10 protein-coding genes are annotated in these 14,552 nt (G+C 71.2%); 9 read left to right on the top strand and 1 reads right to left on the bottom strand.

Annotated features, from left to right (window positions below; genetic code table 11):
• Positions 1-154: 154 nt before the first annotated feature.
• Positions 155-1,624 (bottom strand): hypothetical protein, encoded by a 1,470-nt coding sequence (locus FHS37_RS37055; protein ID WP_184829445.1) that lies wholly within the window; start codon positions 1,622-1,624, stop codon positions 155-157.
• Positions 1,625-2,353: 729 nt separating this feature from the next.
• On the opposite strand from FHS37_RS37055, the gene FHS37_RS37050 reads away from it, so the two are divergent.
• From FHS37_RS37050 to FHS37_RS37010, 9 genes are all read left to right on the top strand, one after another.
• The gene (locus FHS37_RS37050; RefSeq protein WP_184829443.1) at positions 2,354-3,292 is read left to right on the top strand and encodes a conjugal transfer protein; all 939 of its coding nucleotides are present in this window, start codon (positions 2,354-2,356) and stop codon (positions 3,290-3,292) included.
• A complete protein-coding gene (locus FHS37_RS37045) occupies positions 3,292-3,648 on the top strand; it encodes a hypothetical protein (RefSeq protein WP_184829441.1) in 357 nt (118 codons plus the stop codon). Before FHS37_RS37050 ends, FHS37_RS37045 begins: the two co-directional genes overlap by 1 nt.
• Entirely contained in the window at positions 3,645-4,220 is a 576-nt protein-coding gene (locus FHS37_RS37040; protein ID WP_184829439.1) for a hypothetical protein, read from the top strand. Before FHS37_RS37045 ends, FHS37_RS37040 begins: the two co-directional genes overlap by 4 nt.
• Complete coding sequence (locus FHS37_RS37035; protein ID WP_184829437.1) at positions 4,217-6,901, top strand: ATP-binding protein; 2,685 nt, start codon at positions 4,217-4,219, stop codon at positions 6,899-6,901. The genes FHS37_RS37040 and FHS37_RS37035 overlap by 4 nt, the downstream gene beginning before the upstream one ends.
• Positions 6,898-7,257 carry a hypothetical protein gene (locus tag FHS37_RS37030; protein ID WP_184829435.1) on the top strand — a complete coding sequence of 120 codons (360 nt, stop codon included), beginning with the start codon at positions 6,898-6,900 and terminating at the stop codon, positions 7,255-7,257. The genes FHS37_RS37035 and FHS37_RS37030 overlap by 4 nt, the downstream gene beginning before the upstream one ends.
• A 1-nt stretch (position 7,258) precedes the next feature.
• Entirely contained in the window at positions 7,259-10,045 is a 2,787-nt protein-coding gene (locus tag FHS37_RS37025) for a hypothetical protein (protein WP_184829433.1), read from the top strand.
• A 41-nt stretch (positions 10,046-10,086) separates the two neighbouring features.
• Entirely contained in the window at positions 10,087-11,196 is a 1,110-nt protein-coding gene (locus FHS37_RS37020; RefSeq protein WP_229890252.1) for a C40 family peptidase, read from the top strand.
• Between the two features lie 218 nt (positions 11,197-11,414).
• The gene (locus FHS37_RS37015) at positions 11,415-11,816 is read left to right on the top strand and encodes a hypothetical protein (protein ID WP_229890251.1); all 402 of its coding nucleotides are present in this window, start codon (positions 11,415-11,417) and stop codon (positions 11,814-11,816) included.
• Positions 11,792-14,410 (top strand): ATP/GTP-binding protein, encoded by a 2,619-nt coding sequence (locus FHS37_RS37010; RefSeq protein WP_184829429.1) that lies wholly within the window; start codon positions 11,792-11,794, stop codon positions 14,408-14,410. The genes FHS37_RS37015 and FHS37_RS37010 overlap by 25 nt, the downstream gene beginning before the upstream one ends.
• Positions 14,411-14,552: the final 142 nt, after the last annotated feature.

Raw genomic sequence — 14,552 nt, 5'->3', positions numbered from 1 at the left:
AGCATTCTACCCTTTGAACCGTACAGATAGCGTACTTTCTCCGTGCGGATCGCGTACGAATAGGGCAGCGAGATAGCGGAGAGGCGGTCATCTCAGGCTGAGGGATCGTGTGAACTGTCTGGGTGCGGCCGGTGTCGTGAGCAGAGCGGGCCCATTACGAGGTGCTCACCTGGACGGAGTGGGTCAGTGCGGTGGCACAGGTGGTGCAGCGGCCGTCGCCGTCCGGGTGGGCGCGGCGGGGGGTGGGGCCGGGGCAGGTGCGGCAGGGGGGCCAGCCCAGGCAGGTCGGGCAGAGGTCTTCGCCGGGTGCGGTTCCGGGGACCCCGCAGCCCGCGCACTCGACGAGCGCCCGGTAGGTGAGGGCCTCATTGACAGTGCGGGCGGCCGCCTTGGTCGAGGACCGCTCCGCCCACGACTGCTCAGTGGCCGGCTCGGTGAGCGGCTCAGTCGGCCGGGGCGCACCCGGGTGGCCGGCCACGACGGCGGGGGGCGGGTAGGCCTGAGCGGCGCGCAGCCGGGCGGCGATGATCGCACCGACCGAGGTACGCACCGGGCTGGGCAGGGGCCGGCCGGTGATGACGTGGCGCAGCAGCTCGGCACTCCAGCCGGCTTCCAGCATCACGGTGACCACGCGGCCCTGATCGGTCAGCGCCTTGCCCGTCAGCAGCAGCTCGGGACGGCTCGCTCCGATCTCCAGCAGAAGCCGGATCCCCGGGTGCATCTCGTCGGCCGGCGGAGCGGGCGCGGGAGCGGTCGGCGGGTGTGGCTGGTCCGTCCGTCCGGGGATGCGCGTGGCGGTGTCGTGGGCGCACGGATGGAGGGGTCTGGTGTTCTGCTTGTTGGTCTTCTTACTCATGGTGTTCTTAGTGCCGGGATTAGCCAACACAGGTTCAGCCAATCCTGGAAAACCCGACTCTGGCTGTGAGCTGGGGTTTTGCAGTGCAGGCAGGTCGGTGATGCAGTATGCGGCCGCGCCCAGGGTGCCGTCGGGGTTGCGCAGGCGTTCACGCAGCAGGAAGCCGTACTTCTCCAGCTCCTTGAGGCCGGTGGTAACCGCGTCTATGCCTTCTCTGCCGCGGCGGGCCAGCTCGCTGACGGTGATCTGCCAGCCGTCGCGGTGTGTGGAGATATAGCCGAAGATCCCCTTCGCCTTGTAGGACAGCCGACCGTCACGGAAGAGACCGTTGGCGATCTGAGTGAACTGATCGGCCGCCATTACCCCGCGCCGGACTCCTCCCGCGAAATCGGTGTCACCGTCGGCGACCGGGGCTGCGAGGGCAGGGGGAACCTCGCCCAGGGCTGCGTCGAGCATGGCGGGCTGGTCGGTGATGGAGTAGACGATCTCGCCGAGTGTGCCGTCTGCGCGGCGTAGGCGTTCTCGGATGAGGTAGCCGCAGTGCTCCAGCTCCTTCAGGGCGACACGGATGGCTTCCTTCCCGTCGGGGCCCACGGCGGCCAGATCGGCGATGGTGACCTGCCAGCCGTCGCGGTGTGTGGAGATGTAGCCGAAGATCCCCTTCGCCTTGTAGGACAGCCGGTGGTCGCGGAAGAGGCGGTTGGCGATCTGGGTGAACTGATCGGCTGCCATCACCCCGCGCCGGACCCCCGCGCCGAAGCGGCTCACTACGCGCCCCCACGCATCCTGACCGCACCGCCGCTGAGGCTTTGCGGCTGGCGTGGCGCCGGAGGATGACCAGGGTCGCTGAGTGCAAAGTGGTGGACGAGATCCATGCCATCAGCTCATCGGGCGCCCCCGACCAGACTGCCGACCACCAGCCCCGACCACAGGTCACGATCGGGCAACATGCGCCGTGAGCTGCCGTGGTCGGTCTCATGGTCGGGCCGACCACGGTCCTCACCGCCCCGACCATGCCTCCGACCGTGGCGGTTCCGGTGTCGCGGACAACTGCGCAATCGCGGCTGCGCACCGCAGGGCATCCGATTGCGCAGACCTCTGTGCAATGGGAGTGGGGTCCTGCGCAATCGGCGTGCGCATCCGATTGCGCACAGCGGGATGCGCAAGTCCGCGGTGAGGCTGCGCAACCGGCAGAGTCTGCGCAACCGACCTTCCCGACCGACTCCTGAGAGCACGTCCGACCCGCTGGCGATCTCGCCCTGTGCGCAGCCGTTCGGCTCACCGGCGGCCAGCTCCCCCGCCCGGCGGTGAGCTCGGGCGTGCCCGGTCGCGTCCGGGGCCGTGGTCGGTCTCGTGGTCGGGCCGACCATGAGACCGACCACGGGTTTTGTGTCCTGTTCGTGACCCTGGTCGGGCCTTCATGGTCGGTGGTCTGGTCGGGGTCGGCGGGTTTTCTCGAGGTCAGCACGTACACGTTGATGACCTGGGAGTTTGACCATGTCTCCTGGCAAGCAGGCCACCGAACCCGAGGCGGCTGTGGTGGCCGCGGGCGTCCGGCTGGAGAAGATGAACCGCCGCGTACGCCTGTCGCGCCTGGTCCTGTTCACCGCGATCGCGGCCGGGCCCGTCGCCCTGGGCGTGGCGGTGGTCTCCGGCCCGACCACGGTCGCGGCCACCCCGAAGACCGAGCCCACCACGATGCGCACCACGGCGACCGCGGCCGATCCGTCCGGCTATGCGCAGCTGTTCGTTGGTGCGTGGTTGCGCAGCAGCGCCGATGACGCCGCCACTGCGCAGGCCCGGCTTGCGCAGTCACTGGCGCCGGACGTCGAGCTGCCCGACCCGGCCGCCGATGCGCACGATGCGCACGCGCGGCTGGAGTCGGTGACCGCGGTGCGCAGTGCGCAGCGCGAGCCCGGCCGGTGGTGGGTGACGGTGGCTGCGCAGTACGCCGACGCCTCGGTGCGCTACTTCGCCGTCCCGGTGACCGCCGACGAGAGCGGCGGCTCGTTCACGGTGACCGGCGCGCCCGGTGTGGTGGCCGGCCCCGGTCGGGCGGAGGTGACGAAGTCGCCGTACGGCGTGAGCGTCCCGGAGGGTGAGCTGTCGTCCACGGTCGGGGAGTTCCTGGGCGCCTACCTGACTGGGGTCGGGGAGGTGGAGCGCTATCTCGCGCCCGGCGTACAGCTGCCGGCCGTCTCCCCCGCCCCGTATCGCGCGGTCACCGTCCGGCAGGTCCTCGCCGTCGAGGAGGCCGCGGCCGAAGAGAAGGTGCCGGGCGACGGAACCACGGTCCGTGTCCTGGCGCAGGTGGAGGCTCGGGACGAGGCCGGGCGGTGGCCGCTGGCCTACGAGCTGGAGCTGAAGGCCCGCTCGGGCCGGTGGGACGTGGCAGCCCTGGCATCCGGAATCGCTCAGAAGGAGGTCCGGTCGTGATGGGCGTGCACGGCGTGGTGCTCGCCGGGCAGCTGGACGACCTCGGCGACAGCTGGATCACCATGTTCGAGGACTGGGCGACCAAGGGCCTGCAGGCTGGCCTGGTCGTGCTGGTGGTCGTCATCATGATCCAGAAGTTCAGCCTGAAGGCCGGCATCGGCGCCCTGCTGCTGATGATCATCGCGCTGGGGCTGTACAACTCCCGCGAGGACCTGGCGGACATGTTCGAGGACGAGGTGAAAAACCCCGACCAGGGCGCACCCGCCATCCCCGGCCCCGCGCGCGGCCCCGCTCAGGATGCTGGTCCGCTCACCCTCTCCCAGGAGCACTCCGCCGGCCCGGGAGGCTGGCTGTGAGCGCGGCCGCGGGACGAGTGGGGCGGTTCTATACCGCGGCTCGTCGCCATCCGTGGGTGCTGGGCAAGGTCGCCGACTGGAAGATTCCGCTCGGCCCCTACACCCCGGCACAGATCGCGGTCGCCGTCGGCGGCGGCTTCCTGCTGGTCAAGACGATCCCGCTGTGGTCGTGGATGGGTCCGGTGCCGATCGCGGCGTGGGGGCTGGCCGTCTGGGCGGTGCGCCGCCCGAAGATCGGGGGGCGAGCTCCACTGCAGGCCGCGCTGGGCTGGGTGCTGCTGGCCTGGCAGCCGCACGGCGGCCGGATCGGCGGGCGCGCCGCCCGGGATCACGCTGCCCGCGCCCTGCTGGGCGGCTTCACCATCGAGCACGACGCTGTCCCGTCCTCGGCGCCTGCGGCCGTACCGGACCAGACCGCGCAGCGCGCTGCCAGCCGGAGGCCGCGCCGTAAAGCGGCATCCCGCGTGCCCACCCGGCGCCCGGCGGTACGTGCGCGCCGGGAGCCGGTGGGGCCGGTGTCGGAGGTGCAGCGGCTGCTCGCGCTCGCCGAGCAGGGCGGGGGTGCGCGGTGAGGGTGCCGATCCGCCATATCGCCGGGCACCTGGTGTGGTCGACACACGGCAGCGTGTGGGCCGTCTACCGGCTGCACCCCGGCCCCGACGCGCAGGGACGTCGTGAGGAGAGCGTGCAGGGCACCTACGTGCCGGCCGCGGTCCGCGACGAACAACTCGCCAGGATCACACATCTGGTGCGCTCGCTGTCCGGGGCGCCGCGTCTGTTCGGGCTGTGTGCGCAGGTCGATCCGGGGGAGATCGCCCTGCGCATGATCGAGGGCATCGAACCCGCGGGGCAGGCGCCGGACGGACAGCCGCATCCATGGGTGGAGAACGTCGAAGCCGCCCTGGACCTGCTGGAGGGTCAGGAGATGCACCGCCGCACCCTGTGGCTGGCGGTGCCGCTGCAGAGTGATGCCGCGGGCGGGCAACTGGCTGCCTCTCTGGGAGCGATGTGGGCAGACGTCGCACCCATGCTGGGCATGCGAACCGTTCCCGTGGCCCGGCGGGAGGTGAACGCCTACCGCGAGCAGGCCTCCCGTGTGGAGGCCGCGCTCGCCGGCGGCATCGCCTTCCGCCCGGCCCGCCCGGCGGAGATCGTGTGGATGGTCCAGCACGCCCTGCACCGCGGCATGCCCGAGCCGCTGCTGACCGAAGCCGAGACGAGCAGCCTGTACGGCGGGCAGGTCCGCGGCGGGGTGCTGCACTCCCCCAGCTACGCCGACCTCGGCCAAGTCCGTTTCCAGGAAGGCGGCATCGACCCCGAACTCGACGACGTCGACGAGCTGAACGGCGCAGGTCAGCTGACGCGCTCGGGCGGCAAGGCCTGGTGGCGGTTGAAGGCCTCGTCCCCGCTCAGGCGACGGTGGCTGCAGGTGGAGTCCGATGCCGGGGTGGGTTACCAGGCGCAGTTGGTGCTGGCCGAGTGCCCGCCTGCGGTCAGTCAGGACGCCGCCGATCTGTTCGCCCAGCTCGAGGCTTTGGACTTTCCCGTCGACTACACCATCGACCTCACCCTGGTGCCGGCGGACAAGGCCCGCGATCAGGTACGGCGCAAGAAGAACGAGCTGATCGACCAGGCCGACCAGTACGACGCCCGCCCGACCGGGATGCCAGCCTCGCTCACGGAGGCCGCCCGTGATTTGGGTGAGCTGGACGCCCGCCTGTCCCGCACCAGTGTGGAGGTCGAGGTGCAGTCGGTCACCGTGCTGACGGTGTGGGGGCCGACCGCCGCAATCTGCGACGCGCGCGCCCGGGCGCTGGTCGCGCTGCTGGGCGGCGCCGACTACCGGGCGGTGCGCCCGGCCGGTCTGCAGGAGGCCCTGTTCATGCTGGGCCTGCCCGGAACGGTGCGGCCCGGGGTGGTGCGGGAGTTCACCCAGCACCAGGTCTCCGAGGACTGGGCGCTGGGCGGTGCCTTCACCGTGGGTGAAGTCGGTGATCCCAACGGCATGTTCCTCGGTTTTGACCTGGACTGCGGCACCACCCGCCCGGTGATGATCAACGTGGCGGACGCGCCGAAACAGGACGCCTCCGCCTCCATGGGCATCGTCGGCGACCTGGGCGCCGGCAAGAGCGTGCTGGAGAAGCTGATCGCCGAAGCGGTGTGGGCCCGGGGCGGGGTCGCGATCTGCATCGACCGCACCCCGGTGCGCGAGTGGGCGACCTTCGCACGCACCGCCGCTGCGGGCCGCTGCCAGATCATCGACGCCGCCCAGGCGGAGGTGTCCATCGACCCGCTGCGCATGTTCAACGGGCCGGAGGGACGTCACTACGCCCTGTCCTACCTCACCTTGCAACTGGGCATCGGGCCGATGTCCACCAGTGGCGAGGTGCTGCACCACGCTGTCGAGCAGGCCGCCGCCGGCAAGCAGCCCTCCATGCACCAGGTGCTGCGGGTCCTCGAGGAGATGGCCACGCGGGAGGCAGGCAAGCGGCAGGACGCGGCCGCCACCCTGGCCGGCCTCATCCGGGTCGTCGCCACCAACCCCCTGGCCCGGATGGTGTTCGACCCCGCCCTGCCGCCGGTGCGGCTGGACGCCTCCGGCGCCTCCGACATGATCGTCATCACGACCACGGGGCTGAAGCTGCCGCCCAAGGCCGCGTTCGACAAGCCGGAGGTGCTGCACCAGCAGCCACTGGAGGCGCTGATCGGCCGCGCGGTGCTCTACCTGATCGCGGCGATCGCCCGGCAGACCGCGTTCGAGAACCCGGAACGGTTCACCGCGGTGGTGCTGGACGAGCTGTACTGGCTCACCTCCTCCGCCGAGGGCACCGCGTTGGTCCACGAGATCCTCCACGACGGCCGCAAGCACGGCGCCGGTCTGATCGCCGGCTCCCACGACGCCGAAGAGCTGGGCCCGGACCGCGGGCTGATGGCCTACCGGGCGCTGGCCCGTACCGCCGACCGCGAACGCGCCCGGCGTGGCCTGGAGTTCGTCGGTCTGGACGCCAATGATCCGGAGCTGCTGCGGCTGGTGACCACCGGCCTGTCCCCGGTCGGCCACAAGGGCCGGGAGGGCGAGTTCCTGCTGACCTGCCCGCGGCAGAACACCGGCCGGGTCAAGGCCGTCATCCCTCGCATCGAGCGCATCGCCACGTCCATCACCACCACACCGGGACGCCGCACATCTGCCCCCGCATCCGCGCCGCTTGCCGGTGCTACCACTGGTGATCGTCTAGAGGAACCCTCCGCATGAGCTCCTTCTCCCTCAGCCGCTCCCGGCGCATCGCTGCTGCCGCGAGCGTCCTCACCGTCATCGCCGTGGCCGTCGGCGTGCTCGTCCTGGTGCTGTCGGTGAGCCTGCCAGAGGCATGGTGGCCTCGCACCGGGCAGGCCTTCACCGCCGAGGACCATCCCGCCCGGCACAACCCGTGCGGCCCGATCGTGGGCCCGGCCAAGGAGTACTGCAAACGCGGCACCGAGGCCTCCGCCTCCGCCGGGCACCACGACACGAGCGGGACAGTGGGGTGGAGGCTGGTGCCGGCCGCAGCGGGTCTGGCCGCCCTGGTGCTGTGGCGGGGACGGAACACGGCGGGACGAGGGCAGCACTGACATGTTCCGTCCGGACCGCGGAACGCTCCGCTCGGCCAGCTTCGTCACGTTGCTCACCGTCATGTTCGTCATGGTCAACAGCCATGTCGTCTACGCGGCGGGCAGCAACAGTGAGAGTGAGGGCCTGCTCGCGCCGCTGAACATCACCTCTTCCGAGGGAGTGCCGATCGACGGCTACGAGCTGAACGCCTCCGGCGGGTCCGTCCTCGCCTTCAAGTCCCAGGCTCTGGCGCTCGCTCTCTCGGGGCTGTTCACCCTGATCCGGCTGCTGGCCGGTCTCGCCGGGTGGGCGATCGAGGTGGCGTTCCGCTTCCCGCTGCTGAAGATCCTCACCGATCCGGCGCAGAAGGTCTCCGAGGTCTACGACGAGGTGGTCGTCGACACCCTCGGGATCAAGGGGCTGCTGCTGGCGTGGGCGTTCGTGTTCACCGGTTTCCTGCTGGTGCGCGGCCGCATCGGCCGCGGTGTGGGCGAGATGTTCCTGACCTTGCTGATCGCGGCGCTCGCCGCGTCGGCGTTCGTCCGCCCGGACTACCTCCTCGCAACAGGCGGGCCGCTGGGGCAGAGCCAGCAAGTGGGTATCGAGGTCGCCCAGCAGAGCGTCAACGCCTACCACTGGGGCGGCAAACTCGCCAGCAGCTCCCCATGCGCCACCGCCACGGGGGCCGCCGAGGTCGACTGCTACCAGCGGGAGGCCGCCAAGCCGGCCTCTTCCACCGACATCGCCCGGCCGCTTCAGGACTCGGTCACCAACGCCCTGGTCGTCAAGCCGTACATGCTGCTGCAGTACGGGCGCATCCTCGACCCCGCCAAGCCCGCCGACCGCAAAGCGTACGCCGTCCATCTGAAATGGGTCACCGGCGGCTACAAGGCCGGAGACGTCAAAGTCTCGGACCGCGGAAAGGACATCTGCAGCAAGATCCGCGGCCCGGCCAGAAAGTACTGCGAGCGCGGCTACGCGGAGGGCGTCCCCAGCAGGGAAGACCTCGAAGCAGAGATAAGCCGGTCCCTCCCCCCGGGGACAGTTGCCGACCTGCTGGACGCCACTGTCACGGACGAGGACCGCGAGTTCGCTGCCTTCCTGTATGACCTGAAGAAGGCCGGCGATGTCGGCAAAGCATCGGCCGTCTACGCGGAGAAGCCGACCTGGTGGCGGCTCGGCGGAGCCTTGTTGCTGCTCGTCGCGGCGCTGTTCATCTGCGGCATGCTGCTGTCCAGCGCCATCGTGATGCTCGGCACCCAGGGCATCTGCGCCGCAGCGGCGGCCGTCGGCGGCGTCACGTTCATCGCAGCCATGCTGCCCGGGCCGCCGCGTCAGTCGGTGTGGAAGTGGCTGTCTCTGTGGGGCATCGCCGTCCTCGCCCTGGTCGGCATCTGTGCGTTCATCCCCTTCTTCGGGATTGCCGTCGACGCCACCATCACCGACGGCCCCGACCTGATGATCGAGCGGATCCTGCTGATCGACGTGCTGGCCATCGCCGCGGCGGCCGGGCACCGCCGCCTGCTGACCGGCATCAGCTCCTTCGGCCGGCGCATGGCGATGCGGATGCGCTACGCCAAGGTCGGCGGTACCCACCTGCCCGGCGACACCTCCGAGCTCGGCGCCGCGCTGGCCATGCACTCCCCTGCCACCTCAGGTGGGGGCGGGCTGCGTGCCTTCACCGGCGGTGGCCGGTTCGGGGTGCTCGGCACCCGGCAGCGGTTGATGGGTGCCCTCGGCTCCCTGGCCGACGGGGCGGGCATGCCCGTCGACACCGGACGGATCCTCGCCGACGCGAGCGCCGAGGCCGGGCGCGGACTCGCCCCGCTGACCGCGGCGGCAGCTGTGGGTGGGCTGGGAGTGCGGCTGGGTGCGAAGGGCGGCCACTGGTTGCTGGTCGGCAAGCGTCCGGACCGGGAGCAGTTGGCGAAGTGGCGCAAGCCCACCGCCGACGGCGACGAACCGCACGCCGGTGGCACGCCCGGTCAAGGACCGGACGGGCCTGGCAGCGGCGGGCTGACAGGTCCAAGCGCGGGACCGCACAGGCCCGGTGGCCCGCGCGACCGCTACCGCGACGACGACGGGCAGATCATCGACGCCGCCACCGGTGAGGTCCTGCACGACCAGCATGCCGACCGCACCCTGCTGTCCACCCGTGCCCACAACCGGCTGGTGCGGTTGCGCGGCTATCGCATCCTGCACCGCGGCGGCCGGGCCGCCTACGGGGCGACCGTCGGCCTGCCGGCCACCGTGCGCCAGGCCAACGCAGCCGGTTCGCGCTACGCCAGGGACGTCCGCCAGCAGGTGCGGGTGTGGGGCAACACCGTCCGCGAGGACGGCCGGGCTTGGAGCGACACCGCCCGGCAGGTCTCCCGCGCGCTGCGGGAGAACACCGACGTCCCTGACAGCTCTGCGCCGTCGGGCGGTCGCCGGCTCCCCACCGCATCGGCGTCGGCTCCCGGCCGACGGCCGAGCACCCCGCAGCAGACGGCAAATGCCAGCAGTGTCACGAGCAGTCCTCAGCCCTCCTCCACACGCAGCAGCGCGTCGGCGTCCTCAGCCCAAGGCGGCGCCACGCAGGCGAGCGCGCCGGCGACGTCACCGAACCGGCTCCCGAACGGTAACGGCACGGATGCGCAGGGGCCGGTGCTTCCCGGCGGCGGCAGCGCGCACAGCAGTGCGCGCGAGGAGGCCCGCGCCCGGATGCAGGAGCTGATGCGCAGGACCGCGCCCGAGGCCGAGCGGCTGCGCCGGGAGCGCGGCCGGCAGCAGTCGTCCGGGGCGCCCGAGGACGGTGAGCAGGAGTGAGACGAGTCCGGCGCCGCCTGGGGCGGTGGGGGTGCATCGGTGTGGTGGTGCTGTTGTCCGCGGTGTGCTGCGCTGCTCCGGTCTCGAACGCGATTAGTGCCTACGTCGCGCTGCAGAGTGCTGCGAACGGCGACGGTGGTGCTGTCGTCGACGGCGGCACGGCCGCGGGCATCCCGCCGCGCATGCTCGCCGCCTACAAGAAGGCCGTGCAGCAGGTCGGCAAGCAAGTGCCCCGGTGCCGGGGCATGCGCTGGCCGATCCTCGCCGGGATCGCCAAGGTCGAGTCCAACCATGCCATCGGCCGCGCCGTCAGCGCGGGCGGGGACATCCGTCCGAAGATCTACGGGGTGCTTCTCAACGGCTCTGGCGCCGGCGGCAACACGACTGTCTTTCCGGACACCGACAACGGCCGCTTCGACGGCACCGCGAGCGGTGAGCGGGCGGTCGGTCCGTTTCAGTTTCTGCCCTCCACCTGGGAGGGCGTGGGCCAGGACGCCGGCAGTGACGGCACGGCCGATCCGCACAATGCCGACGACGCAGCCCTCGGCGCCGCGATCTACCTGTGCGGAGACGGCCGCGACCTCAGCCAGCGCTCCCAGCTCAAAGCAGCGATCTTCCAGTACAACCGCTCCAGTGAGTACGTGGTCAATGTGCTGAGCTGGATCGACCAGTACGCCGCGGCCGCCAAAAGCCCGGACCTGAAGGACGTCTCCGGCACGGTCCGCACGGTCATCGACGCGGCACTCTCCCAGCGGGGTGTGCCGTACTCGTGGGGCGGCGGCAACGCCAGCGGCCCCTCCTACGGGATTTGCTGCTCGCCCAGCGGCAAGAGCGGCACGGCCACCAAGGGCTTCGACTGCTCGGGGCTGACCACGTACGCCTACGCCAAGGCCGGGATCCGCCTGCCGCGCACCGCCGCCGCCCAGGCCGGCGTTGGGCGGCGCATCCCCGCCAGCAGCGGGACCAGCGCGCTCGAGCCCGGGGACCTGGTGTTCTACGCCTACGCGCCCGGACGGGATTCGACGATCTACCACGTCGGCATCTATGTCGGCGGCGGCCAGATGGTCAACGCTCCCCGGCCGGGAACGGTCGTCCGCCTGGACCCCGTCGACGCGATGTCCGGCTACGCGGGAGGAGCCCGCCTGCTGTGAACACGCACTCGCCGCGCTCACCGCGTCCGCTGGCGGTCACCGCCGTGGTCCTGGCCGTTGTCGGGCTTGTCCTGCTGGCCATGCCGCACCCGTCCAGCGCGCCAGCCTCTGCGGATGCACCGACCGCTCCAACCACCTCGCCACGCAGTCCTTCAGTACCTGCTTCCACCAACGCTCACACGGCCGACCCCGCACCGGCTCCTTCGGCGCCTGCATCGGTGCTGCCGCCGAAGGGGGAAGGCACGGCCGGTGACCAGGCCATCCAGAAAGCTTTGGAGGCTGCCTGGCCGGCCGACCTTTCCGTAAGCGATGAGCGGCAGCTGCTGGCCGCCGGGCGTGCTCTGCTGCGCGCGGATGCCACCGGGACCGGCCGCGGCAAGTGGCCCGAGGTCTTCCCCGGCTCTAATCGGGGCCTGGCGCCGGCATTCTCCACCGCCCGGTTCCGCATCCAGGCCGCCATCGCCCGCCGCGACGGCCGCCCGGACCGGGCGGTGGTGCACCTGGTGTGGGCGGGCACCGACCGCGGCGGCACCTACACCGACGGCCGTATCACCGACCTGTACTTCACCCGCACTTCGCAGGAAGGAGCCTCTGTATGGGTTCCGCAGCCCCGCACCTGAGCGGCCAGGCCTCCGGTGAGGTGCTCGGCCTGCTCACCAGCCTGGCCCACACCGTCGAATGGTTGATCACTTACTGGTACGCGCCTGCCACGGTCGCCCTCATGGTCTGGGCCGTGAGCGAGATGGTGGTGCGCCGTCTGGCGAGGAAGGCCTCGGCCCAGCGGGTGGCGCTGGAGCTGGTGCCCTCGCGGCACTTCGACCCGTCTCTGGAGGAGATCTTCCGCCGCGGAGTGCAGCTGGCCAGGGCCTCCACGTCTATGCCCTGGTGGGCGCCGCGCCGGTCCAAGACGGTGCAGATCCGGCTGCGCGCGGACGGCACCGCGCCGCTGCGCTACCGCATCGAAGGACCGGCTGGCGCGCAGCGGCTGTTGTCGATCACCCCGTTCGGACCGGATGTCACCGTGAAGAAGGCCTCTCCCCTCAGGGACAAGCCGCGCAAGCATGTGGTGCGGGCCGAGTTCGTGCTGCGCGGCAGGCCTACCGCGCCGCTGCGCGAGGTGCCTCTTGAGCCCGACCCGCTGCAGCCGCTCGTTGATGCGGTGTCCGATCTGCGCGCGGAGCTGGGGGACCTGGCCGAGATTCGCCTCGACATCCAGCGTGCTCCGAAGTGGGCAGTGCGCTCGCGCCGTGTGCAGCTGATGGCCCAGGCCCGCCGCGCAGAGCGGCGCGAGGCACAGCGGGCCGCCCGCTGGATACGGCAGGACGCCAGCGGCATCGAGGACTCCCTGACCTGGCAGCTGCAGCAGCTGGTCACCGGCAAGCAGAGCCAGGGTGCGGGCGGACGCCGTTTGGTCATGCCTCCCGTCCCGCGCCGGGTGGAGGCGGCCGAAGCTTTGGGCAAGCTCGCCGAGGACGACCATCTGGTGCGGGTGCAGCTGCTGGTGATGTGCGCCTCCGACACCGAGGGCCGCGCCCAGGCCCGGCTCGCCCAGCTCCAGGCCGCCCTCGATGTGTTCGGTGGTGGTGCGCGGTGGGCGATGCGCGGCTGGCGCCTGGGGCCCTGGCGGTTCGGGGCGGACCGCTGGCCCAGCCGGCGGGGTTTCGAACGGCGCTGGGCGCTGGGGCACTGCCAGCCGCCCCGGGCGAACTGGGTCCGCTTGGAGGAGCTGACCGGCCTGCTCAAGCCGCCCACCGTGCACTGCCGTCTGCCGCTGCTCGCCTCCGATCTGCCGGCCTTCCAGCACGGCGATCCCGGATTGCTGCTGCAGGGCATCTATCGCAGTCCAGATGGACGGCGGCGTCTGGTCGCCACCTACGCGCATGAGACGCTGTTCGAAGTCGGGGTGGGCAAGGCCGGCGGCGGCAAGACCGAACGCGCCCTGGCGCAGGCGATCGGCTGGGCGCACGCCGGCGGCGGGCTGATGTTCCTCGACCCGCACCGCGACTCCTGGCCCCGCTCCGTGCCGTTTTTGGCCCACGACCATCTGGCCGAGCGGATCGCACTGATCGATCTGAACGCCGTTGGGCCTGCCCCGCGGGTCAGTTCGTGGAACCCGATCGGTATGCACCAGGGCCAGGTGGCGCACGAGGTCGTCGAAGCCGTCACCGACGCCTACGCCTCGGCGCTGGGCTGGGACGACGCCAGCGCACCTCGCGCACTGACCATCCTCACCGCCGCCGTGGCCGTCTTGGTGGCCGTCAACGAGGCCGCTTGCCAGGCAGGGCGGCCGGAGGACCAGGCGACGGTTTTCCACGTGCGGGCCCTGCTCACCGATGTCTCGTTCCGCAAGGCGGCACTCGCGGCGGTGGAAGGTCGGCTGGATGAGGAGACCCGTTCCTGGTGGCAGGTCGTCTTCCCGACCCTGCCGCCCGACGCGTTCGCCGTGGTCCTCAACCCGATCGCCCGGCTGGCCGCCAATCCCGTCACCCGTGCCTTCCTCGGCCAGCCGGCCGGTGTCTACAACATCCGCGCCGCCATGGACAGCCGGATGATCGTATGGGTGTGCCCGGGAGGCAACGGGCCCACCGACCGGCTCATCACCGCCCTTCTGGCCCGGGACCTGCTGCGTGCGGTGCGCTCCCGCCGCGACGTCCCCGAGGAGCGGCGGGTGCCGTTCCGGGCGTACTTCGACGAACTGATCACGTTGACCGGCGCCGCCCCGGAGACCATCGCCGCGATGTTCGAGGACTTCCGCAAGTACAAGGTGCACGTCCACGGCATGACCCAGCTGCTCGCCCGCCTGCCCCTCGCGGTGCGATTGTCGCTGGTGCAGAACGCCTCCACGCTGGCCACCACCGCAGGTTCGCAGTCCGCCGTCGCTCCGATCACCTCGGAGTGGGGCGACCACCCCGGCCCCGACGTCGTCGCCGCCCTGGACCGCTTCGAGCACTACATGTCGCTGACCGTCCATGGGCGGCGCATCGGGCCTGTCCGGATCACCGGCCCGCATCTCGATGAGGTCTTCGCCGACCATGCCCGCCCACACCGGGCGGCCGCCCTCGAACGCTCAGCCCGCACCCTGGCCGGCGCCGCGCCGCTGGAGCAGCTCACGGCCCAGGCCGCCGGCCAGCTGGGCCGGGTGGGCAGCTTCGTTGGTCGACGTACCACTGCCGTCTCGTCGGCCGAACAACCGCAGGAGGAGGAGTACGAATGACCGCTGTCTTCGAGACCGTGTCGTCTCCACACGTTCCAGGTCCGGTGCAGTGAGCGTTTTCAGCGCTGCCGCTCCAGGGTGAGGATGGCGGCGGTGATTGACGACAGGCGGTTGGGGCTGCAACGGGCTCTGCGCAAGATGC

This window comes from Streptomyces griseomycini (assembly GCF_014203535.1).
Classification (GTDB): Bacteria; Actinomycetota; Actinomycetes; order Streptomycetales; family Streptomycetaceae; genus Streptomyces; species Streptomyces griseomycini.
The sequence above is the reverse complement of the archived record's forward strand: the minus strand, read 5'-3'. Positions and strand labels throughout refer to the sequence as shown.

What these genes read in the sequence shown, in the direction of transcription:
- FHS37_RS37045 (WP_184829441.1), top strand. Translation starts at nt 3,292, where the DNA reads ATGGGCGTGCACGGCGTGGTGCTCGCCGGGCAGCTGGACGACCTCGGC.
- FHS37_RS37025 (WP_184829433.1), top strand. Translation starts at nt 7,259, where the DNA reads ATGTTCCGTCCGGACCGCGGAACGCTCCGCTCGGCCAGCTTCGTCACG.
- FHS37_RS37030 (WP_184829435.1), top strand. Translation starts at nt 6,898, where the DNA reads ATGAGCTCCTTCTCCCTCAGCCGCTCCCGGCGCATCGCTGCTGCCGCG.
- FHS37_RS37010 (WP_184829429.1), top strand. Translation starts at nt 11,792, where the DNA reads ATGGGTTCCGCAGCCCCGCACCTGAGCGGCCAGGCCTCCGGTGAGGTG.
- FHS37_RS37050 (WP_184829443.1), top strand. Translation starts at nt 2,354, where the DNA reads ATGTCTCCTGGCAAGCAGGCCACCGAACCCGAGGCGGCTGTGGTGGCC.